The following is a 21,965-nucleotide window of genomic DNA, read 5'->3' as shown; positions in this document are numbered from 1 at the left end:
GCCGAAGACATAACAGGCCCCCCACCCAGCCCTCCCCCACCACCCCGATCCGAAGCCAGAACGCGGACGGTGGTGCCGGGTCAAGGCATCTTTCCCGCCTTGACGCGGTACCACCGTCCGTAGTCACAATCGGGCTTCGGGGTGATGGGCAACGAGCGCTGCTCTCGAGTGCGGGGGTAGTGGGCACGACCGCTCCTCCCGCAGCGGCGGAATAGCCCCCCACCCAAGCCGGTTCGCCGTGATATGCCCCTCACCCTCCCGGACCCCGTCCGAGCCTTGATCGACGCCCGGAACTTCGCCACCGTCGCCACCATCGACCCGGACGGCGGACCCCAGACCTCCGTCGTCTGGATCGGCCTCGACGACGGCGACCTCGTCTTCAGCGCAACCGAGGACCGCCGAAAAGTCCGCAACCTGCGCCGAGACCCCCGCATCAGCATCTCGATCACCGACGCCGAGAACCCCTACCGGCACACCCAGCTGCGCGGCACCGTCACGATCACCCCCGACCCAAGCAAAGCCCTCCCGAAGACGCTCAGCCACAAGTACCTAGCCCAGGACCCACCACCCGAGGGCACCGACGTCCAGCGGGTGATCGTGCGCCTGAAAGCCGAGAAGATCGCCGGCAACGTGAAATAGGGTCCAGACCATGTTCAACGAAGCCACCAAGGCCCTGCTCGACGGCCGCAACTACCCGGTCGTGGCCACCACCAACGCCGACGGCTCGCCGCAGAGCTCCGTCGTCTGGGCGCGCCGCGACGGCGACACCGTGGTCTTCGTGACCGTCCAGGGCCGGCGCAAGGAACGCAACATCCGCCGCGACCCGCGGGTGTCGCTCTCCGTCTTCGACCTGGCGGACCCGGAGAACTACGTCGAGATCCGCGGCCGCGCCGAGGTCACCGTCGAGGGCGGCCGCGAGCTGAACGACGAGCTGGCCCGCAAGTACCTCGGCACGGACTTCCCGCCCGAGCCGGCCGACGTCGTGCGCGTGCTCGTGCGCGTTGTTCCCGAACACATCACAGGGCATTCGGCCTGATGATCCCGATAGGCTGAACCCATGACGATCAGGGCGGTGTTGTTCGACTTCTCCGGCACGCTCTTCCGGCTCGAGCAGGACGAGACCTGGCTCACCGAACTGACGAACCACGACGGCGAGCCGCTCGACATCGAGGCGCAGGCCGAGCTGATGCGCCGGATGACCGCCCCGGTCGGGCAGGTCGTCGAGCTCGACGCCGAGCACGTGCACGCCTGGCACCACCGGGACCGCGACCCCGCGCTGCACCGGAAGGTGTACCTCGAGGTGCTCAAGAAGTCCGGCGTCCCGCACGCCGACCAGGCGCGGGCGCTCTACGACCGGCTCATCGATCCCAGCCAGTGGACGCCGTACCCGGACACCGAAGCCGCGCTGAAGGCGGCCGCCGAGCGCGGGCTGAAGGTCGGCGTGCTGAGCAACATCGCCTTCGACATCCGGCCCGCGTTCACCGCACGCGGGTGGGACGCCTACGTCGACGAGTTCGTGCTGTCCTTCGAGGTCGGCGCGATCAAGCCGGAGCTGGAGATCTTCCGCAAGGCCGTCGAGTCCCTCGGCGTGCCGGCCACCGAGACGCTGATGGTCGGCGACAGCGAGGAGGCCGACGGCGGCGCCCGCGCCCTGGGCTGCGAGTTCGCGCTGGTCGACCCGCTGCCGACGGCCGAACGGCCGGACGCCCTGCTCACGGCGTTGCGCACCCACGGCGTCGGCTGACCGGCTGCGACGCCGCTCACGCCCACCCCGTACCCTTTCAGGGTGGCCCTTCACCTTTTCGACACAGCGACCCGGAGCGTACGGGAGTTCCACCCCGTCCGTAGCGGAACGGCGTCGATCTACGTGTGTGGTGCCACCGTGCAGGGCGTTCCGCACATCGGGCACGTCCGCGGCGTCCTGAACTACGACGTCCTGCGCCGCTGGCTCGTCCACAGTGGACTGGACGTGCTGCTGGTCCGCAACGTCACGGACATCGACGACAAGATCCTGACCAAGGCCGCCGAGAACGAGCGGCCCTGGTGGGAGTGGGGCGCGACGCACGAACGCGCCTTCGAAGAGGCGTACGAGCAGCTGGGCTGCCTGCCGCCGTCGATCAACCCGCGCGCGACCGGGCACGTCACCCAGATGGTCGAGCTGATGGATCGCCTCATCGAGAGCGGCCACGGCTACGTCGCGGACGGCGACGTCTACTTCTCGGTGAAGTCGTTCGACGACTACGGCAAGCTCTCCGGCCAGGTCCTGGAGGACGTCCAGCAGGGCGAGACGCCGACCCGCGGCAAGCGCGACCCGCGCGACTTCACCATGTGGAAGAGCGCGAAGCCGGGCGAGCCGTCGTGGCCGACGCCGTGGGGCCACGGCCGGCCGGGCTGGCACCTCGAGTGCTCGGCGATGGCGACGTCGTACCTCGGCGCGGAGTTCGACATCCACGGCGGCGGCATCGACCTGGTCTTCCCGCACCACGAGAACGAGCGTGCCCAGTCCAACGCGGCGGGCGACGCGTTCGCGCGGTTCTGGCTGCACAACGCCTGGGTGACCATGTCGGGCGAGAAGATGTCGAAGTCGCTCGGCAACACCGTGTCGATCCCCGCCATGCTGGACCGCTACCGGGCCCCGGAGCTGCGGTACTACCTGGTCCAGCCGCACTACCGGTCGACCATCGAGTACTCCGACACCGCGGTCTCCGAGGCCGCGCAGGGCTATCGGCGGATCGAGACGTTCCTGCGCCGCGCCGCCGCGTCGGGCGACGTGCCGGTCGGCACGATCCCCGAGGCGTTCGCGAACGCGCTCGACGACGACCTCGCCACCCCGCAGGCGTTCGCCGTGGTCCACACCACGGTGCGGGACGGTAACGCCGCCCTCGACGCGGGCGACACCTCAAAGGCACTCGAACTCGCCGCGGCCGTCCGCGCGATGACCGACGTGCTCGGCCTCGACCCGCTGTCCGCGCGCTGGTCCGAGGCGGGCGGTTCCGAAACGCCCACCAAAGAAGCGCTGTCCCGGATCGTCGAAGGGCTGCTGGCCGAGCGCCAGCAGGCCCGGGCCGAGAAGGACTTCGCTCGCGCGGACGCCGCCCGTGACCGCCTCCAGCAGGCGGGCATCGTGGTGGAGGACACCCCCAACGGTCCTCAGTGGACTGTGAAGTCCGACTGAACCGGCTTTCTACGCAAGGAACTTTCACCATGGCAGGCAACTCGCGGCGCCAGGGCGCGATCCGCAAGACGGGCACCAAGAAGGGCGCCGTCGTCGGCTCGGGCGGTCAGCGCCGCAAGGCCCTCGAAGGCAAGGGCCCGACCCCGAAGGCGGAGGACCGCCCCGGGCACAAGGCCTACCGGTCGGCCAACGCCGCGACGAAGCGCGACCAGGCGCGGCAGAAGAAGGCCGACAAGCCGGAGCTGATCGCCGGGCGCAACCCGGTGGTCGAGGCGCTGCGCGCGGGCGTCCCGGCGACGGCGTTGTACGTCGCGCTGAACATCGAGATCGACGACCGCGTGAACGACGCCGTCCGGCTGGCCGGCGACAAGGGCATCTCGATCCTGGAGATCCCGCGCGAGGAGCTGGACCGCAAGACCAACCGGGCCGTGCACCAGGGCCTGGGCCTGCAGGTTCCGCCGTTCGAGTACGCGCACCCGGACGACCTGATGGCGGCGGCGCGCAACTCGGGCGAGGTCCCGCTGTTCGTCGCGCTCGACGGCGTCACCGACCCCCGCAACCTGGGCGCGGTCATCCGCTCGGCGGCGGCGTTCGGCGCCCACGGCGTGCTGTTGCCGGAGCGGCGCAGCGCGGGCATGACGGCGGTGGCGTGGCGGACGAGCGCGGGCACGGCGGCGAAGCTGCCGATCGCGGTGGCGACGAACCTGACGCGGCAGCTCAAGGCGTGGGCGAACGACGGCCTGATGCTGGTGGGCCTGGACGCCGACGGTTCGGTGGACATCGACGAGCTGGAGCTGGCGGCCGACCCGCTGGTCATCGTGCTCGGCTCGGAGGGCCGCGGGCTGTCCCGCCTGGTGCGGGAAACGTGTGACGCGACGGTGTCGATCCCGATGGCCGCGGGCGTCGAATCCCTCAACGCCTCGGTGGCGGCGGGGGTCCTGCTCGCGGAGGTGGCGCGCCGCCGTCGTCTCGCCGGGCGGGTCTGACACGACCACCCAGCCGGGTTAAGGTCACCGTCGGATAGACCGAGGGGACCCGATGTCGTTCGTTTCGCCGCTCTTCTTGTGGTACTTCATGCCGGCGGTGCTCATCGCCGTGCTGGTGTGCCCGCAGCGCTGGCGAAACGGCATCATCGCGGTCGCCAGCCTGCTGTTCTACACGATCGGCGCCGGCGGGTTCGTGTTCCTGCTGCTCGGCTGCATGGTCGTCAACTTCCTGGCGGGGCCGCTGCTGGCCCCGAGCCCCTGGGACGTCCACGGCGTCCGGAGGCGCCGGATCCTCATCGCGGTGGTGTCGTTCGACGTCGCGGTGCTGCTGGTCTGGAAGTACGCGGGCTTCGCGACCCAGCAGATCGCGGCGGTGGCCCACTGGTTCGGCGGCAGCGTGCCGGTGGCGAGCCTGGTGGTCCCGATCGGCATCTCGTTCTTCACGTTCCACCACATTTCGTACGTGGTCGACATCTACCGCGGCGAGCGTCCGGCGCTGCGCAACCCGGTGTCCTTCGCGGCGTACATCGCGATGTTCCCGCAGCTGGTGGCGGGCCCGATCGTGCGCTACCGCGAGATCGCCGACCAGCTCCCGCAGCTGCGCTCGCACCGCCTGGACGACATCGCGGCGGGCTTTCCCCGGTTCGCGCTGGGCCTGTGCAAGAAGACGATCATCGCGGACTCACTGAGCCCGCTGGTGGACGCGTGTTTCAAGGTCCCCTCGGACCAGCTGACGTTCAGCACGGCCTGGCTGGGCGCGATCGGCTACACCCTCCAGCTGTTCTTCGACTTCTCGGGCTATTCGGACATGGCCATCGGCCTCGGCCGCATGCTGGGCTTCCGGCTGCCGGAGAACTTCGCGAGACCGTATTCCTCGGTGACGATCACGGAGTTCTGGCGCCGCTGGCACATGAGCTTGAGCCGCTGGTTCCGCGACTACGTGTACATCCCCCTGGGCGGCAACCGCCGCGGAGCGGCCAAGACGTACCGCAACCTCTGCATAGTGTTCGTCCTGACGGGCTTCTGGCACGGAGCCCAGTGGACGTTCCTGGTGTGGGGCTGCTACCACGGCGCACTCCTGGTGATCGAGCGCCGCTTCGGCTTGGACTTGGACCCATCGACACCGTGGAAGCGCTACCTCCGCAGGGCCCTGACGATGTTGCTGGTGGTGATCGGCTGGGTGTTCTTCCGATCCCCGGACCTGGGCCACGCACTGTCGATGCTCGGCCACATGCTGATCCCCGACTTCGACGGCCTGGGAGCGGGGGTGCAGCAGGCATTCACCAACCAGCGCCTGGTGTTGCTCCTGGCGGCACTGGCGGTATTCGCCCTCCCACCCCACCCGGTAACGGGACCACTCCTGGAGTCGAGCCGAAGCCGCCCGGCAACGGCACTGAGAATCGGAGTGATGACGGCAGGCCTGCTGTACGCGGCAATCTTGATCGCAACAGGAACATTCAGCCCGTTCTTGTACTACCAGTTCTAAAACCACACCCCCGACCGCACAAGGCCACACCAACCGCACCGACCACACCCCCCTGCCGACAGACGGCCGAACCGGCAGCACAACCAAGCCCGCAAACCGGCAGCATGATCGGTAGCCGCCCAAACCCCGAGCGAAAAGCCCCGAAGGCGCGCTCGTCCCCCTCGCCTGAGGAAGCCCCCAGGGCTCGCTCATCCGTTCACTATCCCCAACCCGCTCACCCGAACGGCCCAAGCGTGAAACCCTGACCCCGTGCTGACCACGCGGTACCTCTTCCTCACCCGTCACGGTGAAGCGGGACCGGACGGAACGCTCACCGAAGCGGGCCGGCGCCAAGCCGTCCTGCTCGGACGTCGTCTCCGCGACGTCCCGGTCACCTCGATCCACCACGGCCCCCTGCCGCGGGCCGCACAGACCGCCCACCTCGTCGCCGGCCAGCTCCCGGCTGTTCCCCTCCACGTCGAGAAGGCGGCCGGCGACTTCGTCCCGTACACGCCGAAGCGCGAGGAACTCCCGGAAACCTCCGGCGACCTCCTGCTCGCCTTCACCCGCCAATTCCCGCCCGCCGACGAAGAACTGGCCGCCGACGCCGAACGCCGGTTCAGCGGTCCGGTGCCGGGAAGCGAGCCCAGGTACGAAGTCCTCGTCACGCACAACTTCCTCGCCGGCTGGCTCATCCGCGCGGCCCAGGACGCACCGCCGTGGCGCTGGCTCACCCTCACCCACGCCAACGCCGGCCTGACCGTCATCCGGTACTCCCCGGGACGGCCCGCCGCGCTGCTGACCTACAACGACCTGAGCCACCTCCCCGCCGAACTGCGCTGGACCGGCTTCCCGCCCGACTTCTACGTTCCGTAGCCGGCAACCGCGAAGCGTGTCCGCCCCGGAAAACGGCTCTCGCCCGAATGGCCGAACGTGTCAGGATGCGTGGATGCATCCGGTTCCGGCGCCCACTTCCGATCGGCTCGGCGACTACCTCGCCGCCGACGCCGTCGTCGACCACGAGCACCCCTCGATCCGCGCGCTCGCCGACGCTCTGCGCGCCGGCGGCGACGATCCCGCCGAAGCCGCCAGAACCGCTTTCCTCTTCGTGCGGGACGAGGTCGAGCACGTCATCGACGCCGGTGATCCGCGGGTCACCTGGCGGGCGTCGGACGTCCTGCGCGAGCGCGTCGGGATCTGCTACGCGAAGTCGCACCTGCTCGCCGCTTTGCTGCGGGCGCAAGGGATTCCGGCCGGCTTCTGCTACCAGGAGCTCTCCGCGCTGCACGGGCTGAATGCCGTGTACCTGCACGGCAAGTGGTCCCGGCTCGACGCCCGCGGCAACCGCACGGGTGCCGGCGGCGAGTTTTCGCTCGACGAAGAAAAACTGGCCTGGCCGGTCGACCTGGCCCGTGGTGAACGCGACCACCCGGAGATCCACCCGGCGCCCGCCCCGGTCGTGGTGGACTACCTGATGACCGCCGAACCGGGCCCGGGCTGGTACGAAAAGGGGCTCCCGCGCACGCTTTGATCATGGTTTTCCCTATTTTCGGAAAACCGGCCGACTCGGTGAATTATTGCCGAGAGTGACGTCCGTCCGTCAGTCCTGTCCCCCGAACTTCTTATATCGCACACCTCGATAGGCGCGTAAAGTGACTCCCCGCGCTCGAACAGACACTTTACGCATACGTCCGTTCGGGTGGTTCGAGGGAGGTGAAGCACGTGGCCGCGGCTGACGGACGCCTCCGCCGTACCCCGCTGCAAGAGATCTTCTGGACCAGGACGAGCCTGCTCCTCACGGTCCTGGTCGTGGTCGCCGGCCTGAGCTTGTGGATCGCCGGCCTGATGGACCCCGGCACCGGGAAGAACCTGGTGACGTCGCTGGGCACCGGCACCCTGATCTCCGCGATCGTCGGGTTCGGCCAGACACTGATCACCGCCAGCGCGTCGCAGAAGGCACTCGTCACCCCGGTGATCGAGGAAAGCCGGCGCGCGCTGGAGGACCTGAGCGCCGAATACCGCGCGCTGAACAAGGAGTTCTTCCCCACCGACGTCTTCGAGGCGACGACCGATCCCGACCCCGCGTTCAACCGCGCGCTGATGGCCGACCTCGACGCGACCCGGCAGTACTTCTTCCGCGGTTTCTCCGGGCGGCACGCGGCCGCCCGGCTGCTGCTTTCCCGCACCGAGCGGGAACTGCGGGCCGTCATCGCCGATCCGCGCGACGCGAGCTCGATCAGCGGGCGCGCCCGGTACCTGCTGCGGCGTGAGGCGGCCGACGTCGACTACGAACGAATCCAGACCCGGCTCGACGAAGAGATCCGGATCGGGCTCGTCGGCCTCTTCCTGGCGCGCAGCCGCTGCGCGTCGGTCGACATCACCGTGGTCGCCGACCCGCCGCTGGACCGGCTCGAGATGTTCGACGCCAGCGTGTGGGTGTCGCTCTACAGCGACGTCCGCGGCGCCACCAAGCTGTACCCGCGGTCCTTGCGATTCACCGAAGGTTCCTTCCTCTACAACATGGAACGCGCCGAATTCGTGCGCGTCTCGCAGTCCCGGACCGGCCGCCACTTCCGCATCACGTCCGCGACGACGCGGACGGATTTCCTGGCGCTGTTCGAAAAGATCACCGGATCCCCGTTGTCCGAGGAGCAGTTCCGCGAGCTGGAGGGCAAGTTCCACGCCTTCCGCGCGGAGTTCTCCGCAGTCGCCGAGCTAGGGAGCTGACCTTGCTCACCCGCCTGTCCCCCCTTTCCGAACTGGCCACGCGCCTGCGCACGGCCAGGTTCCCGCTCGCCGCGGACTGGCGCGCCGTCGACGGCTGGTTCCGGCCGTGGGCCGCCCAGGCCGGGCTGCGGGAAGAGCTGCGCACGCAGCTCCGCGCACTGTCCGCCGCGCAGGCCACCAAGGTCCTGCGCTCGTCCCGGGAAACGACCACCCACTTCGCCTGGTGCCTGCTCGATTCGCCGACCGACCCGTTTTCCTTCTGGCTGCACGAATACAAGGCGCAGCAGGACTGGCGGGAGGGGTACGCGGACTCGGTGCACAACCACAGGTACCACTTCTGCACCACGATCCTCCGTGGTGACTACCTGCACGAAAGGTACGAGACGACGATCGACGCCGGCACCGGGCTGATCACGTCCGCGCGGTTGCGCCGCCGGACGCGGTGCCTGGCCGGCGCGTGCGCCACCATGCTCGCCGACGAATTCCACCGGATCCCGGAAGCGGCCACCGGAACGATGACTTTCCTCGTCAAATCACGCCCGGTGAGCAGTTTCAGCTTGTCGTTCGATCCGGCCGGCGGAATCGGTCATCGTCACGTTCCGGTAGAGGTCCGATTGGGGGAATTGGCCGACCGCATCTAGCTACACACCGGCGTCAGCGGCGCTTACCATTACTCCACCCGTCTGAACACCACGGCCGGGATGGGAGAGGTGTATGCGCACGCAGGAAAGCACGATCGACCACGTCATCGTCGACGCCATCGGTAATCGGGTCCACCGGCTCTGCCGGGAGTACGCCGATCGGCTGCCGTTCCACGGGTGGCACCACGTGAATTTCGTCCGCACGAAGGCGGCCGGTTTCGCCCGGCACAACGGTGCCGACGCGGCGGTGGTGGAAGTGGCCGCGCTGGTGCACGACGTCAACTACCTGGTGCTCCGGAACTCGCCCGCCGCGGCGGGCCGGAGCCTGCGGCGGGAAATCCTCGCCGAATGCGGCGTTCCGGCGTGGATCGCGCGGTGGATCGACGAGATCGTCGACGAAGCGGAAATGGCCACGCGCGGCCGCGACATTTCGCTGGAAGCGCAGGCACTGAGCGACGCGGACACGTTGTTCAAGGCGTTGCCGGTGACGCCGGTGGTGCTGGCGCACCGGTACCTGCGCGAGAACGGGCTGAGCCTGCGCGAGCTGGCGGACAAGATCGTCGGCGAGCAGTGCGACGTCCACGACGAGGGGTATTACTTCTACAACCCGGAGGCGGCGGCCACGTACTCCCGCTGGGCGACGGCGAACCTGCAGCTGTGGCGCTGCATCAAGGAGGCGGTGGACGACCCGACGGTGGCGGAGCTGCTGGCCGCGGTGGCGTCTTAGCCCTGCCCGTAACCCCGCAGCCGTTCGACGACATTGGCGACCTCGGGCGGCGGCAGCAGGCTGGGCCGGCCGGCGCTCTGCGCGAGCAGCCACACGCGGCAGGCCCATTCGAGCTGCTGGGCGCGGTGGTAAGCGGCCTCCAGACCGTCGCCGTAGGTGAGGGTGCCGTGGTTGGCCAGCAGGCAGCCACGGCGCCCTTCGAGCGCCTCCAGCACGGCGGCCGCAAGCTCCGGCGTGCCGTAGGTGGCGTAGCGCGCGACACGCACCGAGGGACCGATGGTGGCGATGATGTAGTGAATCGGCGGAACCTCACGCACAAGCGTCGAGACGGCGGTGGCGTGCGGCGAGTGCGTGTGCACGACGGCGGTGACGGGCTCACTGTCCGGGTCACGAACATCCCAGTACACGGACAGGTGCATCGGCAGTTCACTAGTCGGCTTGAGCGAGCCATCGACAACCTGCCCCCCAAGATCGACGACGGCGATGTCGCCGGGAGTCAGGCTGGAGTAAGCGACACCGGTGGGCGTGACGGCGACGAGATCACCGGCCCGCAGCGAGACGTTGCCGGAGGTACCGACGACCAGGCCATCACCGACCATCCGGCGCGCATAGGCACACACGGCGGCCCGCTCGGTCTCGAGGATCATGCGCAGGTCCCGTCTAGTGGGTGATCAGCAACTGAGCTGAACACTGCCAGCCACCCACAAGCTTCGGCCACCTCCCCGCGCGGGGGATTTATTCGCTTTGCCGGGCCGGGCCGGGCCAGGTTGGGTCGGGTCGGGCCAGGTCGGGCCACGCCGGTCGGGTCGGGTCGGGCTTGCGCATCGGCAGAGGATCACGGGGCCGCAGGCCGCGGTCCGCGCGGCCGCCCGCCGCGGCCGCCCGCCGCGGTCCGCCCGCCGCCGTCCGCCCCCGTCCGCCCGGCCGCAGGCCGCGGTTCGCCCGGCCGCAGGCCGCAGGCCGCCGAAACCGGCAGGCCCGCGCATGACCGGCACCCCACCCAGACCTCCCCGCCACCCCGATCCGAAGCCAAAACACGGACGGTGGCGCCGGGTCAAGGCATCTTTCCCGCCTTGACGCGGCGCCACCGTCCGTAGTCACAATTCGGCTTCGGGGTGGTGGGACTCCCAAAATCTACGGACAACCCAAGACAACTAGGCCTTCGCCGGAGCAGCCGGAGCAGCCGAAGAACCAGCGGAAGCCGCCGAAACCTTCGGAGCAGGCGCAGGCTTCCGGTCCCCATTCGCGGCAGGAGCGGCAGGAGCGCCGGGACCAGCAGGAGCAGCAGAAGCGGCCGGAGCAGCAGGAGCATCTTCCGCAGGCGCCAGCAGCCGCATAGCTTCCTTCACCGCCACATCCGTAGCCGCGATCCGCTCCGCGATCTTCGCCCGCAGGTCCAGCGCCAGCTTCCGGTTCTGATCCGCCGAAGCCTGCGCCGCCTGAGCCGAAGCCAGCGCGGCCTCCGTCTCCTGCTTCTTCCGCGCGAACTCCTCCTCGAAGGCCTTCTTCCGCGCGGCCAGCTCCGCGGCCGCCTTCTGGTCCGCTTCCTCACGCAGCGCAGCCGCGGCCGCCTCGGCCGCCGCGTCCGCTTCCTTGCGGGCTCGCTCGGCCGCCGCTGCCTGCTCGACCCTCTTCGCGCCCGCCGCCGCGTTCAGCTTCTCGATCTCGCTCTTCGCCTGCGACAGCAGCCGGGCGCGCTCCTCCTCCGCGTCCTTCGCCAGCTTGTCGGCCGTGCGGCGGGTCTCGTGCGCGTACTTGTCCGCCTGGTCGCGGGTCGATTCCGCATCCGCCTCGGCGGCCGAACGCAGGTCCGCGATCTCCTCTTCGGCGAGCTGCATCATCATCCGGACGCGCTCGGCCATCGCGCCCGCGCCGGACGGGCTCGAGCTCATCCTGGCCAGGGCGGCCTTCGTCTCGGCCAGCTCCTTCTGCGCGTACGCGAGGGCCTTCGTCAGGTCCGAGGACGTCGCGACGGCGTCGTCGCGGTTGCGGGACGTCTCGCGAAGCTCCTTCGTCAGCTCGGCGAGGCGCGCGTCGACCTGACGCTGGTTGTAGCCGCGGACACCGACGGCGAACTGGGCAGTCTTCGGAGCGGACTGGGGCTTCTCAGGCGCGACCATCGGGCCACCTTAATGAGCAAGGGTCCTTCGATGCGTACCGCCAAACGGATGCATCACGAATATTGGAACCCCCGGTGACGCATGGCATCCTGAACCGTCGGCCGGACGTGAGGAGTTCACTGTGGACATACCGGCCGTCCTCGCGGACATCGGCGCGCACTGGCCCGTCTACGCCACCATGCCGCTCATCGCCGCCCTGATCGGCTACCTCACCAAGCGCGTCGCCATCGAGATGATGTTCCGGCCCCTGGAGTTCGCCGGCGTCAAACCCTTCGGCTGGCAGGGCGTCATCCCGGCGAACGCGCGGCGGATGGCCACCACGGCCGTCGACCTGCTGACCCGCAACCTCGTCGACCCGCAGGAGATCTTCGCCCGGCTCGATCCGGAAGAAATGGTCAAAGAGCTCGAACCGCCCCTGCTGAAGGCCGTCGAGGAGATCACGCGGGAGGTCATGGAGACCTACCAGCCGCGGCTCTGGGAACTGCTGCCGGCGCGGGCGCAGCAGCTGCTCGTCGACCAGGTCCGCGCGCAGGCGCCGATCGTCGTCAAGCGGCTGCTGCGGGAGGTCTCGGCCAACATCGACGACGTCCTCGACGTCGACGACATGCTGATCAACGCCATGGTCCGCGACAAGTCGCTGACCTGCCGGCTGATCCGCGAGGTCGCCGCGCCCGAGTTCCGGTTCATCGCGCGGTCGGGGATCTGGTTCGGGTTCGTGATCGGGCTCGTCCAGTTCGCCGCCTGGGCGCTGACGAAAGAGCCGCTCATCATGCCGGTCTTCGGTTTCGTCACGGGCTTCGTCACGGACTGGCTCGCCCTCAAGATGATCTTCTACCCACGCGAGCCCCGCGGGTTCGGCGTCTTCCGCTGGCAGGGCATGTTCCAGAAGCGCCGCCAGGAGGTCGCCGCCGACTACGGTGCGCTGATCGCCGACGAGGTGCTCACCGTGCGGAACGTGATGGAGGCCGTGCTCACCGGGCCGCGGGCCGACAAGCTGTTCGCCATGGTCACCCGCGAGGTCCAGCGCACGATCGACGCGCAGGCGAGCATCGCCAAGCCGCTGGTCGCGCTGACCATCGGCGGCCGGCAATACCAGGAGATGAAGCGCGCGGCCGCCGCCAAAGCGATCGAATTCCTCCCCGAAACGGTGAAACACGTCGAGAGCTACGCCACCGGCGCCCTCGACGTCCGGAACACGATCGTCACGAAGATGCAGCAGCTGACCCCGCTCGAATTCGAGGGCATCCTGCGGCCGGCCTTCAAGCAGGACGAGTGGAAGCTCATCGCCGTCGGCGCGGTCATCGGCGGCCTGGTGGGGGAACTGCAGGTGCTCCTGCTGCTCGGGTAGCCGGTACGGTTTCGATCTCGGGATCGCGAGGGAGGCCGGAATGGACGCTGTCCTGCACGACCTCGCCCTGCACTGGCCGCTGTACGCGGCGATGCCGTTCGTCGCCGCGCTGATCGGGTACGTCACCAAGCGGGTCGCCATCGAGATGATGTTCCGGCCGCTGGAGTTCGTGGGGATCCCGCCGCTGCTCGGCTGGCAGGGCGTCGTCCCGAAGCACGGCGGGCGGATGGCCGCGGTCGCGACCGAGCTGCTGACGGCGAACCTGCTGGACCTCAAAGAGGTCCTGGGCCGGATCGACCCGGTGATCATCACCAGCGAGCTGGAACAGCCGCTGCTGCGCGCGGTCGACCACATCGCCCGCGAGGTGCTGGCCGAGCACCACCCGCGGCTGTGGGAGGTCCTGCCGACGCTGGCGCAGGAGCTGCTGATCAAGCAGGTCCAGGCATCGGCGCCGCGGCTGGTGCGGGACTTCCTCGACGACGTCCGCGAGAACCTCGACGAGGTGCTCGACGTCCAGCACATGACGGTCCAGCGGCTGACCCGCGACAAGAAGCTGCTGGTGCGGCTGATCCGCGAGACGTCCCGCCCGGAGATGGCGTTCATCGCGCGGATGGGCATCTACTTCGGGTTCGGGCTGGGTGTCGTGCAGACGATCGTGTGGGCGTTCACGCGCGAGCCGTGGGTGCTGCCGGTGTTCGGCGGCGTCATCGGGCTGTGCACGGACTGGCTGGCGATCAAGCTGATCTTCGTCCCCCGCGAGCCGGTGCGTGTGGGGCGGGTGATCTTCCAGGGCAAGTTCCAGCGCCGCCGGGCCGAGGTGGCGCGGCAGTACGGCGAGCTGATCGCGACCGAGGTCCTCACCGTCCAGAACCTGCTCGACGCGATCCTGCGCGGCCCCCGCGCCGACCGGCTGGCCGCCCGCGTGGAGCACCTGGTGTCGGAAACGGTCGACGCGCAGATGCCCCTGGCCTGGACGGTGGGCGGCACGCGCCTGCGCGAAATGAAGCACGCGGCGGCCCGGAAGGCGCTGGAGCAGCTGCCGGACACGGCCCGGTACGCCGAGGGCTACCTGACCGAGGCGATGGACGTCGCGAAGGTGATCGAGCAGCGGATGCTGGCGTTGACGCCGCTGGAGTTCGAGGGCCTGCTGCGGCCGGCGTTCCGGCAGGACGAGTGGAAGCTCATCGCCGTCGGCGGGGTGATCGGGTTCGTCGTGGGTGAGCTGCAGGTCCTGCTGATGCTGGGTTAGGCCGCCGCGATCAGATCGGGAGCCGGGTCCACCGACCGGACCCGGGTCCGGCGGTCGCGCTGCCAGGCGAGCACCCGGCAGACGACGTAGATCAGGAACGAAATCGCCGTCACGAACGCGCTCACCGGCAGGCCGGGGGCCAGCGACAGCACGATCCCGCCGATCGCCGAAACCTCGGCGAACACCACCGAAAGCACCGTCGCCTTCCAGGGGGACGCCGTCACGCGAGCGGCCGCGGCCGCCGGCGTCACCATCAGGGCGACCACCAGCAGCGAGCCGACCACCTTCACACTCAGCGCCGTCGAGACACCCACCAGCAGCGCGAACACCACCGTCAGCGTCTTCACCGGGACCCCGCGCGCCACCGCCACGTTCCGGTCCACCGAAGCGAACAGCAACGGCCGGTACACCAGCGCCAGCACCGCCAGCACCACCACCGACGAGACCACGAACAACGTCAGGTTCGTCGAGTCGATCGTGATGATCTGGCCGGTCAGGATCCCGAACTTGTTCCCGGACCGTCCTTTGTAGAACGACAGGAACAGCACGCCCATGCCGAGGCCGAACGACAGGATCACGCCGATCACCGAGTCGCGGTCGGCGTCACGCGCGCCGAGGATGCCCAGCAGCAGCGCCGCCACCACCGCGCCGATCAGCGCGCCGTACTCGACGCCGATCCCGAGCAGCAGGGCCGCCGCGCCGCCGGTGAACGCCAGCTCGGACGTGCCGTGCACGGCGAACGACATCCGCCGCATCACGATCAGCGGGCCCAGCACGCCCGCCACCAGGCCGAGGATCGCCGCCGCCAGCAACGCCGTCTGGACGCCGTCGAGCTCGGTGATCAGCTCCCAGGTCTTGCCGAAGTCGAACAGATCCAAGACTCAGCCCACTTGTTCTTCGACGTCGTGTTCGTGGTGGTGCGGCTCCCCCTCGCACAACGCGCTCTGCGCGCCGGCGATGTGGATCTGGCCGCCGACCTTGAGCACCTCGACGCGGGTCCCGTACAGCTGCGAAAGCGTCTCGGTCGTCATGACCTCGTCCGGCTTGCCGATCCGGAACTGGCCGTTGACCAGGTAGAGGACGCGGTCGACGAACGGCAGCACCGGGTTGATCTCGTGCGTCACGAACAGCACCGCCGTGCCCGCCGAGCGCCGCCGGGAGTCGATCAGCTCGCTGATCGCGCGCTGGTGCGCCAGGTCGAGCGACAGCAGCGGCTCGTCGCACAGCAGCACCTCGGGGTCGCCGACCAGGGCCTGCGCCACCCGCAGCCGCTGCTGCTCGCCGCCGGACAACCGGCCGACGGGCTGCTTCGCGTACCTCGTGGCCCCCACCGCGTCGATCGCTTCGGAAACGAGCCGCCGCCGGGCCGCCATACCGGCCAGGCCGAAACCCCAGCGGTGCCCGTCGAGGCCCAGTCCGACCAGGTCGACGCCGCGCAGCGTCAGCGACTCGTCGATCGCGCGCTGCTGCGGGATGTACCCGACCTTGCGGTTCGCGCCGCCCGGGCGGCCACCCGCGATCTCGACCGTGCCCGCCGACAGGTCCTGCATGCCCAGCAGCGCCTTGAGGAAGCTGCTCTTGCCGGACCCGTTCGGCCCCAGCACGGCGAGGAACTCACCCGGCTCGACGACGAGGTCCAGCCCCGACCACAGGGTCCGGGGTCCGAAGGCCAGGCCCGCTCCGCGGACCCGGACCGCGGGGCGTACGTCGTCCGATACGGGAGACATGGTTACTTCAACGCTCCTGCCAGCGCGTCTACTTCCCCGGTCATCCAGCCAATGTAGTCGGTCGCACCCAGCGGCAGCGTCTCGGTCACGTCGACGACGCCGATCCCGGCGGCCTTCGCCTGCCCGACGACGTCCTGGGTCAGCGGGGTCACCGTCTGCGCGTTGTTGATCAGCGCCTTGACCTGCTTGGTCGCGATCAGCTGCTGGTACTCGTTCACGGCGCCGGCCGGGACGTCGGTGTCGTTCTCGACGGCGTCCGAGAAGGCTTTCGGCGTCGCGTCCGTCAGCTTCGCGCTCTGGAGCAGGTAGTGCGCCACCGGCTCGGTGACGACGACCTTCGTGCCCGGGTGCGCCGCGCCCAGCTCGCCGAGCTGCTTCTCCAGCGCGTCGACCTTCGCCTTGAACGCCGTCGCGTTGTCGGTGAACGCCTGCTTCGACGCGGGCTCCAGCTCGCCCAGCTGCGCCGCGACCTGGTCGGCGACCTTGCCGACGCCCGGCAGGTCGTACCAGACGTGCTCGTTCTCGTCGCCGGTCGCGGCGATGTCGTAGGCGACGAGCTTCTTCGCGTCTCCGGCCTGCGCGGTGAGCTTGCCGAAGAACTCGTCGTAGCCGCCGCCGTTGGACAGCAGCAGCTTCGCGTCCTTCGCCGCCAACGCGTCATCAGCCGTCGTCTCGTACGAGTGCGGGTCGGCCGACGGGTCGTGGATGATCGACTTGACCTCGACCTTGTCGCCGCCGACGGCGTTCACGACGCTGCCCCAGACGTCCGTCGAAGCCACGACCTCGATCTTGCCGGACCCGCCGGACTGCGCGCCGCCGCCGGAGCACGCGGCCAGGGCGAGCACGGACAGGGCCGAAGCGGCGGCGAGCACGCTCCTGGTGCGGCGGGAACTCATCGGTTGACTCCTGAGAGGGGCACAGACGCTAATGGAAACCGTTGTCAGATTCACCTTACCCCATCCGGATGACTTTCTGGCCATCAGATCGCGCATTGGTGTATGCGTCTCCGCGCATGCGGATCGAGACATCGACCACGCGGGGTGTCTCTTCAGGAAACCGATCTGAACCGTTACGGTTTGCTGATGGGACGTCCTATTCGCACCCGGAGGCAGGCGACACTGGCGTCGCTCGCGGCGGAGCTCGGTGTGTCCAGGACCACGGTGTCCAACGCCTACAACCGGCCGGACCAGCTGTCCCCCGAACTGCGCCGCCGCGTCCTCGAGACCGCGCGGCGCCTCGGCTACCCCGGCCCTGACCCGGTCGCCCGCTCCCTGCGCACGCGCAAGGCGGGCGCGGTCGGGCTGCTGCTCACCGAAAACCTCTCCTACGCCTTCCGCGACCCCGCCGCCGTCGGCGTCCTCGAAGGACTGGCGCTGGCCTGCGAAGACGCCGGCGTCGGCCTGCACCTGGTGCCGGCCAGCCCGGGCCGCGAGGACGTCGCCGCGGTGCACCGGGCGGGCGTCGACGGCTTCGTCGTCTACTCCGTACCGGACGACGACCCGCACCTGGCCGCGGTGCTCGAGCGGCCGGTGCCGACGGTGATCATCGACCAGCCCAGCCTCGAGGGCATCGACCGCGTCGGCCCGGACGACGCCGCCGCCGTCGGCAAGATCGCCGAGCACCTGGTGACGCTGGGACACCGGCAGGTCGGCGTGATCTGCATGCGGCTGGCCCGCGAGCGCAACGACGACTTCGTCTCCGCGACCCGGCAGAGCGGCGCGCACTTCCACGTCCAGCGCACCCGGCTGGAGGCACTGGCCGTCGCGTTCTCGGCGGCGGGCGTCGACTGGGCGGGCGTCCCGGTGGTCGAGCGCTTCGACCACACGGTGGACGACGGCGCGTCCGCGGCCCGCCAGCTGCTGGACGCCTACCCGCAGATCACCGCGGTGATCTGCACCTCGGACATCCTCGCACTTGGCGCCATGGCGGAGGCCGAGCGCCGCGGGCTACGGGTGCCGCAGGACCTCACGGTCACCGGCTTCGACGGCATCGCCGAAGCCGAGCGCATCGGGCTCACCACGGTCCACCAGCCGGTCCTGGAGAAGGGCAAGGTGGCCGGGCGGCTGCTGCTCAGCTCGGGCGAGCGGAGCGCACCCAAGACGATCACCCTCCCGACCGAGCTGCGCGTCGGCCGGACGTCGGCCCCGCCGCGGACCGTCGAGGAGCCGTGGTTCGGCGGCTGACGTCGTGACATTGCCCTTAGTGCATTGCCCGCCGGGGTACCCACCAGGTCAAATGGAGTGGTACGCCCGCGCCGCGGGGCCACTGGCCGGAAGGTGACCGATGACCTCGATCGACGTACTGCTCAAGCGCAACCAGGAACTCGGCGAGGTGACGCCCGGCGATCGGTCGTCCCCGAAGCCGTCCCTCCAGGTGGCCGTCCTGACCTGCATGGACGCCCGGATCCGGGTGTTCGAGCTGTTCGGCCTCCTGCAAGGCGAGTCGCACGTCCTCCGCAACGCGGGCGGCGTGGTGACCGACGACATGATCCGTTCGCTGGCCCTGTCCCAGCGCAAGCTGGGGACGCGCGAGGTGCTGATCGTCCAGCACACCGAGTGCGGCCTCTCGATGGTGACCGAGGACGACTTCAAGGACGAGCTCGAGAGCGACACGGGCCTGCGGCCGACGTGGTCGGTCGAGGCGTTCCGCAACGTCGAGAACAGTGTCCGGACGTCGGTGGAGCGGGTGCGGCGCAGTGCCTACCTGCCGCACACCGAGAACGTGCGCGGGTTCGTCTACGACGTGAAGACCGGGAAGCTCACCGAGGTCCAGTAGGCTATCGTTCCCATTCAGATGTTCTTAACATCCGAATGGGGCGAGCATGCGCATTCTCTTCGCCGGGCTCGCGTCCGCCGGTCACACCTACCCGATGGTCCCGCTCGCGGTCGCGGCGCGGGACATCGGGCACAGGGTGGACTTCGCCGCCGGTGAGCACGTCCACGCGCCGCTGCGCCGGCTCGGGCTCAACCCGTTCCGGCCCGCGGACTCGTTCTACGAGATCTACGCCGAAGACCTCGAACCGGACCTGGCGCGGTTGCGCCCGGACCTGGTCGTGCACGGCTGGGGCGTCCCGGAGGTGGGCGTCGCCGCGCGGCGGGCCGGGATCCCGTCGCTCTGGCACGGGTTCGGCCGGATGTTCCCGCGTGACATCGGTTTCGAACGGCCGACCGGCGGCGTGCACCTCGACATCTGCCCGCCGTCGTTGCAGGAGGCGGACTTCCTCGCGACCGCCGAGCGCGTCGCCCTGCGTCCCGTTCCCTTCGCCGAGCCGGGCGACTTCCGGGGGCCGCTGATCTACCTGACCCTCGGCACCGCCTTCGGCACCCCGGAGGTGCTCACGACGGCGATCCAGGGGCTGGCCGCCCTCGACGTTCCCCTCGTGGTGGCCACCGGCCGGGTGCCTCCCGAGGACCTCGGGCCGGTGCCGGACCACGTCACCCTGCGGGCCTGGGTGCCGCAGGCGGCGGTGGTGCCGCACACCGGCTTGGTCGTGCACCACGGCGGCAGCGGCACCACGCTGGGCGCGCTCGCCGCGGGCGTGCCGCAGCTGGTCCTGCCGCAAGGGGCCGACCAGTTCGCCAACGCCGACACACTCGTCGCCGCCGGTGCCGCACGGCGCCTCCTGCCCGGCGAACTGAGCGCGGACGCCGTCACTGAACAGGCCCGGAAGGCGTCCTCCTGCCGCGACGCGGCCCGCGCGTTCGCCGACGAGATCGCCGCCATGCCGTCGCCGGGCGAGGTCGCTCGCGAGCTGCCGAAGTACGCGAAGTAGCCTCCCGGCGTGGCTGTGGACGCTGACGTACTGCTCGACTGGTTCTCCGCGCACGGCCGGGATCTCCCGTGGCGCGAGCCCACCTGCTCGGCCTGGGGCGTCCTGGTCAGCGAAATCATGCTGCAGCAGACCCCCGTCGTCCGGGTGCAGCCGATCTGGCTCGAGTGGATGGCGCGCTGGCCGGTGCCCTCGGCGCTGGCCGCGTCGTCGCAGGGCGAGGTCGTGCGGGCGTGGGGCAAGCTCGGCTACCCGCGCCGGGCGCTGCGGTTGCACGAGGCTGCCGGGGTCATCGCGCGCCACCACGGCGACGTCGTTCCGTCCGATGTGGACACTCTGCTCGCGCTGCCCGGGATCGGCGCCTACACCGCGCGCGCCGTCGCCGCGTTCGCCTACGGCCGGCGGGCGCCGGTCGTCGACACGAACGTGCGGCGGGTCGTCGCGCGGGCGGTGCACGGGGCCGGGGACGCCGGGCCGGCGTCCAACACCCGGGACATGGCCGACGTCGAGGCGCTGCTGCCCGCCGAGGACGCACCCGCGGCGCGCTTCTCGGCGGCGATCATGGAGCTGGGCGCGTTGATCTGCACCGCGCGCGCCCCGAAGTGCGCGGACTGCCCGATCTACGCCGAGTGCGCGTGGCAGCACGCCGGCCGGCCCGAGTACGCCGGCCCGGCCAAGCCGGTGCAGCGGTACGCGGGCACCGACCGGTACGTCCGCGGACGGCTGCTCGACGTGCTGCGCGGCAGCGAAGGCCCGGTCGACAAGGCCCGCCTCGACCTCGTCTGGCACGACGTCGGCCAGCGCGACCGCTGCCTGGACTCCCTGCTGGTCGACGGCCTGCTGGAGCAGACCCGAGACGGGCTGTTCGCCCTCCCGGGCGAACACTGACGCGTTACGACCAAAGTTGGTCAATAGTTGTCATCGGCGCGTTCCGGAGTTACCGTTTCACCCATGGTCACTGTTGACCGCCGGACCCTGCTCAAGGCGGGGGTGACCGCGACCGCGGCCGGCGCACTGGGGATGACGACCACGGGAACGGCCGGCGCGGCCGCTCCGGCACCGACGATCCACCCGACGTCCGACTGGGGCGCCCGGCCCGCCACCGGCACGATCGTGGTCGAGAACCACAAGCCGACGTACATCGTCGTGCACCACGCGGTCGACCCGCCGATGAACGACGACTTCTCGCTGGCGCGCGCGTTCTACGTCTCGCGCTACATCCAGAACCTGCACATGGACAAGAACGGCTGGATCGACAGCGGCCAGCAATTCACGAACAGCCGCGGCGGGTTCATCACCGAAGGCCGGCACCGCAGCCTCGAGATCCTGCGCGGCGGCACGCAGCACGTCCAGGGCGCGAACGTCGGCAACCACAACAGCGAGGTCATCGGCATCGAGAACGAGGGCCTGTACAGCACGGTCGACGTGCCGCCGGCCCTGTGGAACTCTCTGGTCTCGCTCGTCGCCTACATCGCGAGCCAGTACGGCATCGCCCCGGAGTTCATCAAGGGCCACCGCGACTTCAACTCGACCGAATGCCCCGGCCAGGTGCTCTACAACCGGCTGCCGGAGCTCCGGACGGCCGTCGGCCGCGTCCTCGGCGTCGCGATCACGCGTGCCGAGGCCGAGTGGCCACTGCTCAAGCCGGGCGACACGGGCCGGAAGGTGCAGGTGGCGCAGCAGTTCCTGCGTGCCTCCGGGTTCGGCGTCCCCACCGACGGCGTCTTCGGAAAGTCCACAAAGGACGCGGTGGCCGCTTTGTCCGTTCAGGCCGGGTTGGCCCGCGACACGTGCACCGCGGCGAAGGCGTCCGACGAGACCGGCTTCCTCGGCGCGGACGTCTGGCCGCTGATCGTCCCCTCGGATCGCTCCACGGCGGCCTGGCGAGCGGACCTGGCCCGGTCCTGAAGGGTCGACACGCGTGATTGAAAGGTCGACACGCGTGATTGGAGGGTCGACACGGCGGCACAACGGCGTGCACGGCGTGTCGTCCCTCTGATCACGCGTGTCGACTCGGCAATCACGCGTGTC

23 protein-coding genes are annotated in these 21,965 nt (G+C 69.8%); 18 read left to right on the top strand and 5 right to left on the bottom strand.

The annotated features are described in order from the left end of the window. Nucleotides 1-243: 243 nt before the first annotated feature. The 11 genes from C2L58_RS44245 to C2L58_RS44195 all read left to right on the top strand — a co-directional run bounded on the left by C2L58_RS44245 (nucleotide 244) and on the right by C2L58_RS44195 (nucleotide 9,721). Nucleotides 244-639 carry a PPOX class F420-dependent oxidoreductase gene (locus tag C2L58_RS44245; protein ID WP_103343607.1) on the top strand — a complete coding sequence of 132 codons (396 nt, stop codon included), beginning with the start codon at nucleotides 244-246 and terminating at the stop codon, nucleotides 637-639. Between the two features lie 10 nt (nucleotides 640-649). Continuing rightward, nucleotides 650-1,036, top strand: a complete 387-nt coding sequence (locus tag C2L58_RS44240; RefSeq protein WP_103343606.1) for a PPOX class F420-dependent oxidoreductase — start codon at nucleotides 650-652, stop codon at nucleotides 1,034-1,036. 21 nt (nucleotides 1,037-1,057) lie between these two features. Further along, nucleotides 1,058-1,744: an HAD family hydrolase gene (locus C2L58_RS44235; protein ID WP_103343605.1), complete on the top strand. Its 687-nt coding sequence runs from the start codon at nucleotides 1,058-1,060 to the stop codon at nucleotides 1,742-1,744. Between the two features lie 42 nt (nucleotides 1,745-1,786). Then, complete coding sequence (gene cysS / locus C2L58_RS44230) at nucleotides 1,787-3,175, top strand: cysteine--tRNA ligase (protein ID WP_103343604.1); 1,389 nt, start codon at nucleotides 1,787-1,789, stop codon at nucleotides 3,173-3,175. 29 nt (nucleotides 3,176-3,204) lie between these two features. Further along, the gene (rlmB, locus tag C2L58_RS44225; protein WP_013230407.1) at nucleotides 3,205-4,161 is read left to right on the top strand and encodes a 23S rRNA (guanosine(2251)-2'-O)-methyltransferase RlmB; all 957 of its coding nucleotides are present in this window, start codon (nucleotides 3,205-3,207) and stop codon (nucleotides 4,159-4,161) included. Between the two features lie 52 nt (nucleotides 4,162-4,213). Further along, entirely contained in the window at nucleotides 4,214-5,647 is a 1,434-nt protein-coding gene (locus C2L58_RS44220) for an MBOAT family O-acyltransferase (RefSeq protein ID WP_103343603.1), read from the top strand. Between the two features lie 249 nt (nucleotides 5,648-5,896). Next, complete coding sequence (locus C2L58_RS44215; protein ID WP_103343602.1) at nucleotides 5,897-6,502, top strand: histidine phosphatase family protein; 606 nt, start codon at nucleotides 5,897-5,899, stop codon at nucleotides 6,500-6,502. 73 nt (nucleotides 6,503-6,575) lie between these two features. Beyond that, the gene (locus C2L58_RS44210) at nucleotides 6,576-7,157 is read left to right on the top strand and encodes a transglutaminase-like domain-containing protein (RefSeq protein WP_103343601.1); all 582 of its coding nucleotides are present in this window, start codon (nucleotides 6,576-6,578) and stop codon (nucleotides 7,155-7,157) included. Between the two features lie 182 nt (nucleotides 7,158-7,339). After that, nucleotides 7,340-8,353, top strand: a complete 1,014-nt coding sequence (locus C2L58_RS44205; protein ID WP_199191725.1) for a hypothetical protein — start codon at nucleotides 7,340-7,342, stop codon at nucleotides 8,351-8,353. A gap of 2 nt (nucleotides 8,354-8,355) precedes the next feature. Continuing rightward, complete coding sequence (locus C2L58_RS44200; RefSeq protein ID WP_103343600.1) at nucleotides 8,356-8,994, top strand: hypothetical protein; 639 nt, start codon at nucleotides 8,356-8,358, stop codon at nucleotides 8,992-8,994. A gap of 73 nt (nucleotides 8,995-9,067) precedes the next feature. Beyond that, nucleotides 9,068-9,721: an HD family phosphohydrolase gene (locus C2L58_RS44195; protein WP_103343599.1), complete on the top strand. Its 654-nt coding sequence runs from the start codon at nucleotides 9,068-9,070 to the stop codon at nucleotides 9,719-9,721. Here C2L58_RS44195 and C2L58_RS44190 read toward each other — a convergent pair. Both C2L58_RS44190 and C2L58_RS44185 read right to left on the bottom strand, forming a co-directional pair. Then, on the bottom strand, nucleotides 9,718-10,368 hold the full coding sequence (locus tag C2L58_RS44190) for a class II aldolase/adducin family protein (RefSeq protein WP_103343598.1): 651 nt from the start codon (nucleotides 10,366-10,368) through the stop codon (nucleotides 9,718-9,720). The two genes, C2L58_RS44195 and C2L58_RS44190, sit on opposite strands and share 4 nt — an antisense overlap. 507 nt (nucleotides 10,369-10,875) lie before the next feature. Continuing rightward, nucleotides 10,876-11,841, bottom strand: coding sequence for a hypothetical protein (locus C2L58_RS44185; RefSeq protein WP_103343597.1), 966 nt, complete (start codon nucleotides 11,839-11,841; stop codon nucleotides 10,876-10,878). Nucleotides 11,842-11,962: 121 nt separating this feature from the next. On the opposite strand from C2L58_RS44185, the gene C2L58_RS44180 reads away from it, so the two are divergent. Together C2L58_RS44180 and C2L58_RS44175 are read left to right on the top strand one after the other, a co-directional pair. Then, entirely contained in the window at nucleotides 11,963-13,189 is a 1,227-nt protein-coding gene (locus C2L58_RS44180) for a DUF445 family protein (protein ID WP_103343596.1), read from the top strand. 40 nt (nucleotides 13,190-13,229) lie between these two features. Beyond that, nucleotides 13,230-14,438 (top strand): DUF445 domain-containing protein, encoded by a 1,209-nt coding sequence (locus tag C2L58_RS44175; protein ID WP_103343595.1) that lies wholly within the window; start codon nucleotides 13,230-13,232, stop codon nucleotides 14,436-14,438. Here C2L58_RS44175 and C2L58_RS44170 read toward each other — a convergent pair. Genes C2L58_RS44170 through C2L58_RS44160 form a run of 3 tightly spaced genes read right to left on the bottom strand, consistent with a single transcriptional unit; the run spans nucleotide 14,435 to nucleotide 17,061 of the window. Continuing rightward, complete coding sequence (locus C2L58_RS44170; protein ID WP_103343594.1) at nucleotides 14,435-15,316, bottom strand: metal ABC transporter permease; 882 nt, start codon at nucleotides 15,314-15,316, stop codon at nucleotides 14,435-14,437. The genes C2L58_RS44175 and C2L58_RS44170 overlap by 4 nt on opposite strands. A 3-nt stretch (nucleotides 15,317-15,319) precedes the next feature. Beyond that, a complete protein-coding gene (locus tag C2L58_RS44165) occupies nucleotides 15,320-16,165 on the bottom strand; it encodes a metal ABC transporter ATP-binding protein (protein WP_103343593.1) in 846 nt (281 codons plus the stop codon). A 2-nt stretch (nucleotides 16,166-16,167) separates the two neighbouring features. After that, entirely contained in the window at nucleotides 16,168-17,061 is an 894-nt protein-coding gene (locus C2L58_RS44160) for a metal ABC transporter solute-binding protein, Zn/Mn family (protein WP_103343592.1), read from the bottom strand. Between the two features lie 186 nt (nucleotides 17,062-17,247). On the opposite strand from C2L58_RS44160, the gene C2L58_RS44155 reads away from it, so the two are divergent. The 5 genes from C2L58_RS44155 (at nucleotide 17,248) to C2L58_RS44135 (ending at nucleotide 21,842) form a co-directional block, all read left to right on the top strand. Then, on the top strand, nucleotides 17,248-18,348 hold the full coding sequence (locus tag C2L58_RS44155; protein WP_103343591.1) for a LacI family DNA-binding transcriptional regulator: 1,101 nt from the start codon (nucleotides 17,248-17,250) through the stop codon (nucleotides 18,346-18,348). Between the two features lie 100 nt (nucleotides 18,349-18,448). Then, entirely contained in the window at nucleotides 18,449-18,940 is a 492-nt protein-coding gene (locus C2L58_RS44150; RefSeq protein ID WP_013230422.1) for a beta-class carbonic anhydrase, read from the top strand. 46 nt (nucleotides 18,941-18,986) lie between these two features. Beyond that, nucleotides 18,987-19,937 carry a glycosyltransferase gene (locus C2L58_RS44145; protein ID WP_103343590.1) on the top strand — a complete coding sequence of 317 codons (951 nt, stop codon included), beginning with the start codon at nucleotides 18,987-18,989 and terminating at the stop codon, nucleotides 19,935-19,937. 9 nt (nucleotides 19,938-19,946) lie between these two features. Continuing rightward, on the top strand, nucleotides 19,947-20,822 hold the full coding sequence (locus C2L58_RS44140; RefSeq protein WP_103343589.1) for an A/G-specific adenine glycosylase: 876 nt from the start codon (nucleotides 19,947-19,949) through the stop codon (nucleotides 20,820-20,822). A 63-nt stretch (nucleotides 20,823-20,885) separates the two neighbouring features. Then, on the top strand, nucleotides 20,886-21,842 hold the full coding sequence (locus tag C2L58_RS44135; protein ID WP_103343588.1) for a peptidoglycan recognition protein family protein: 957 nt from the start codon (nucleotides 20,886-20,888) through the stop codon (nucleotides 21,840-21,842). Nucleotides 21,843-21,965 lie beyond the last annotated feature (123 nt).

Source organism: Amycolatopsis sp. CA-126428, from assembly GCF_002904335.1.
In the GTDB taxonomy this organism is placed as follows: Bacteria; Actinomycetota; Actinomycetes; order Mycobacteriales; family Pseudonocardiaceae; genus Amycolatopsis.
Note: the sequence above shows the minus strand (reverse complement) of the source record. Positions and strands in the feature narration are given on the sequence as shown.

Bases quoted from the DNA above. Each gene is read 5' to 3' on its own strand.
- C2L58_RS44245 (WP_103343607.1), top strand. From the start codon at position 244: ATGCCCCTCACCCTCCCGGACCCCGTCCGAGCCTTGATCGACGCCCGG.
- C2L58_RS44240 (WP_103343606.1), top strand. From the start codon at position 650: ATGTTCAACGAAGCCACCAAGGCCCTGCTCGACGGCCGCAACTACCCG.
- C2L58_RS44235 (WP_103343605.1), top strand. From the start codon at position 1,058: ATGACGATCAGGGCGGTGTTGTTCGACTTCTCCGGCACGCTCTTCCGG.
- rlmB (WP_013230407.1), top strand. From the start codon at position 3,205: ATGGCAGGCAACTCGCGGCGCCAGGGCGCGATCCGCAAGACGGGCACC.
- C2L58_RS44220 (WP_103343603.1), top strand. From the start codon at position 4,214: ATGTCGTTCGTTTCGCCGCTCTTCTTGTGGTACTTCATGCCGGCGGTG.
- C2L58_RS44210 (WP_103343601.1), top strand. From the start codon at position 6,576: ATGCATCCGGTTCCGGCGCCCACTTCCGATCGGCTCGGCGACTACCTC.
- C2L58_RS44195 (WP_103343599.1), top strand. From the start codon at position 9,068: ATGCGCACGCAGGAAAGCACGATCGACCACGTCATCGTCGACGCCATC.
- C2L58_RS44190 (WP_103343598.1), bottom strand. From the start codon at position 10,368: ATGATCCTCGAGACCGAGCGGGCCGCCGTGTGTGCCTATGCGCGCCGG.
- C2L58_RS44185 (WP_103343597.1), bottom strand. From the start codon at position 11,841: ATGGTCGCGCCTGAGAAGCCCCAGTCCGCTCCGAAGACTGCCCAGTTC.
- C2L58_RS44175 (WP_103343595.1), top strand. From the start codon at position 13,230: ATGGACGCTGTCCTGCACGACCTCGCCCTGCACTGGCCGCTGTACGCG.
- C2L58_RS44165 (WP_103343593.1), bottom strand. From the start codon at position 16,165: ATGTCTCCCGTATCGGACGACGTACGCCCCGCGGTCCGGGTCCGCGGA.
- C2L58_RS44160 (WP_103343592.1), bottom strand. From the start codon at position 17,061: ATGAGTTCCCGCCGCACCAGGAGCGTGCTCGCCGCCGCTTCGGCCCTG.
- C2L58_RS44155 (WP_103343591.1), top strand. From the start codon at position 17,248: ATGGGACGTCCTATTCGCACCCGGAGGCAGGCGACACTGGCGTCGCTC.
- C2L58_RS44150 (WP_013230422.1), top strand. From the start codon at position 18,449: ATGACCTCGATCGACGTACTGCTCAAGCGCAACCAGGAACTCGGCGAG.
- C2L58_RS44145 (WP_103343590.1), top strand. From the start codon at position 18,987: ATGCGCATTCTCTTCGCCGGGCTCGCGTCCGCCGGTCACACCTACCCG.
- C2L58_RS44135 (WP_103343588.1), top strand. From the start codon at position 20,886: ATGGTCACTGTTGACCGCCGGACCCTGCTCAAGGCGGGGGTGACCGCG.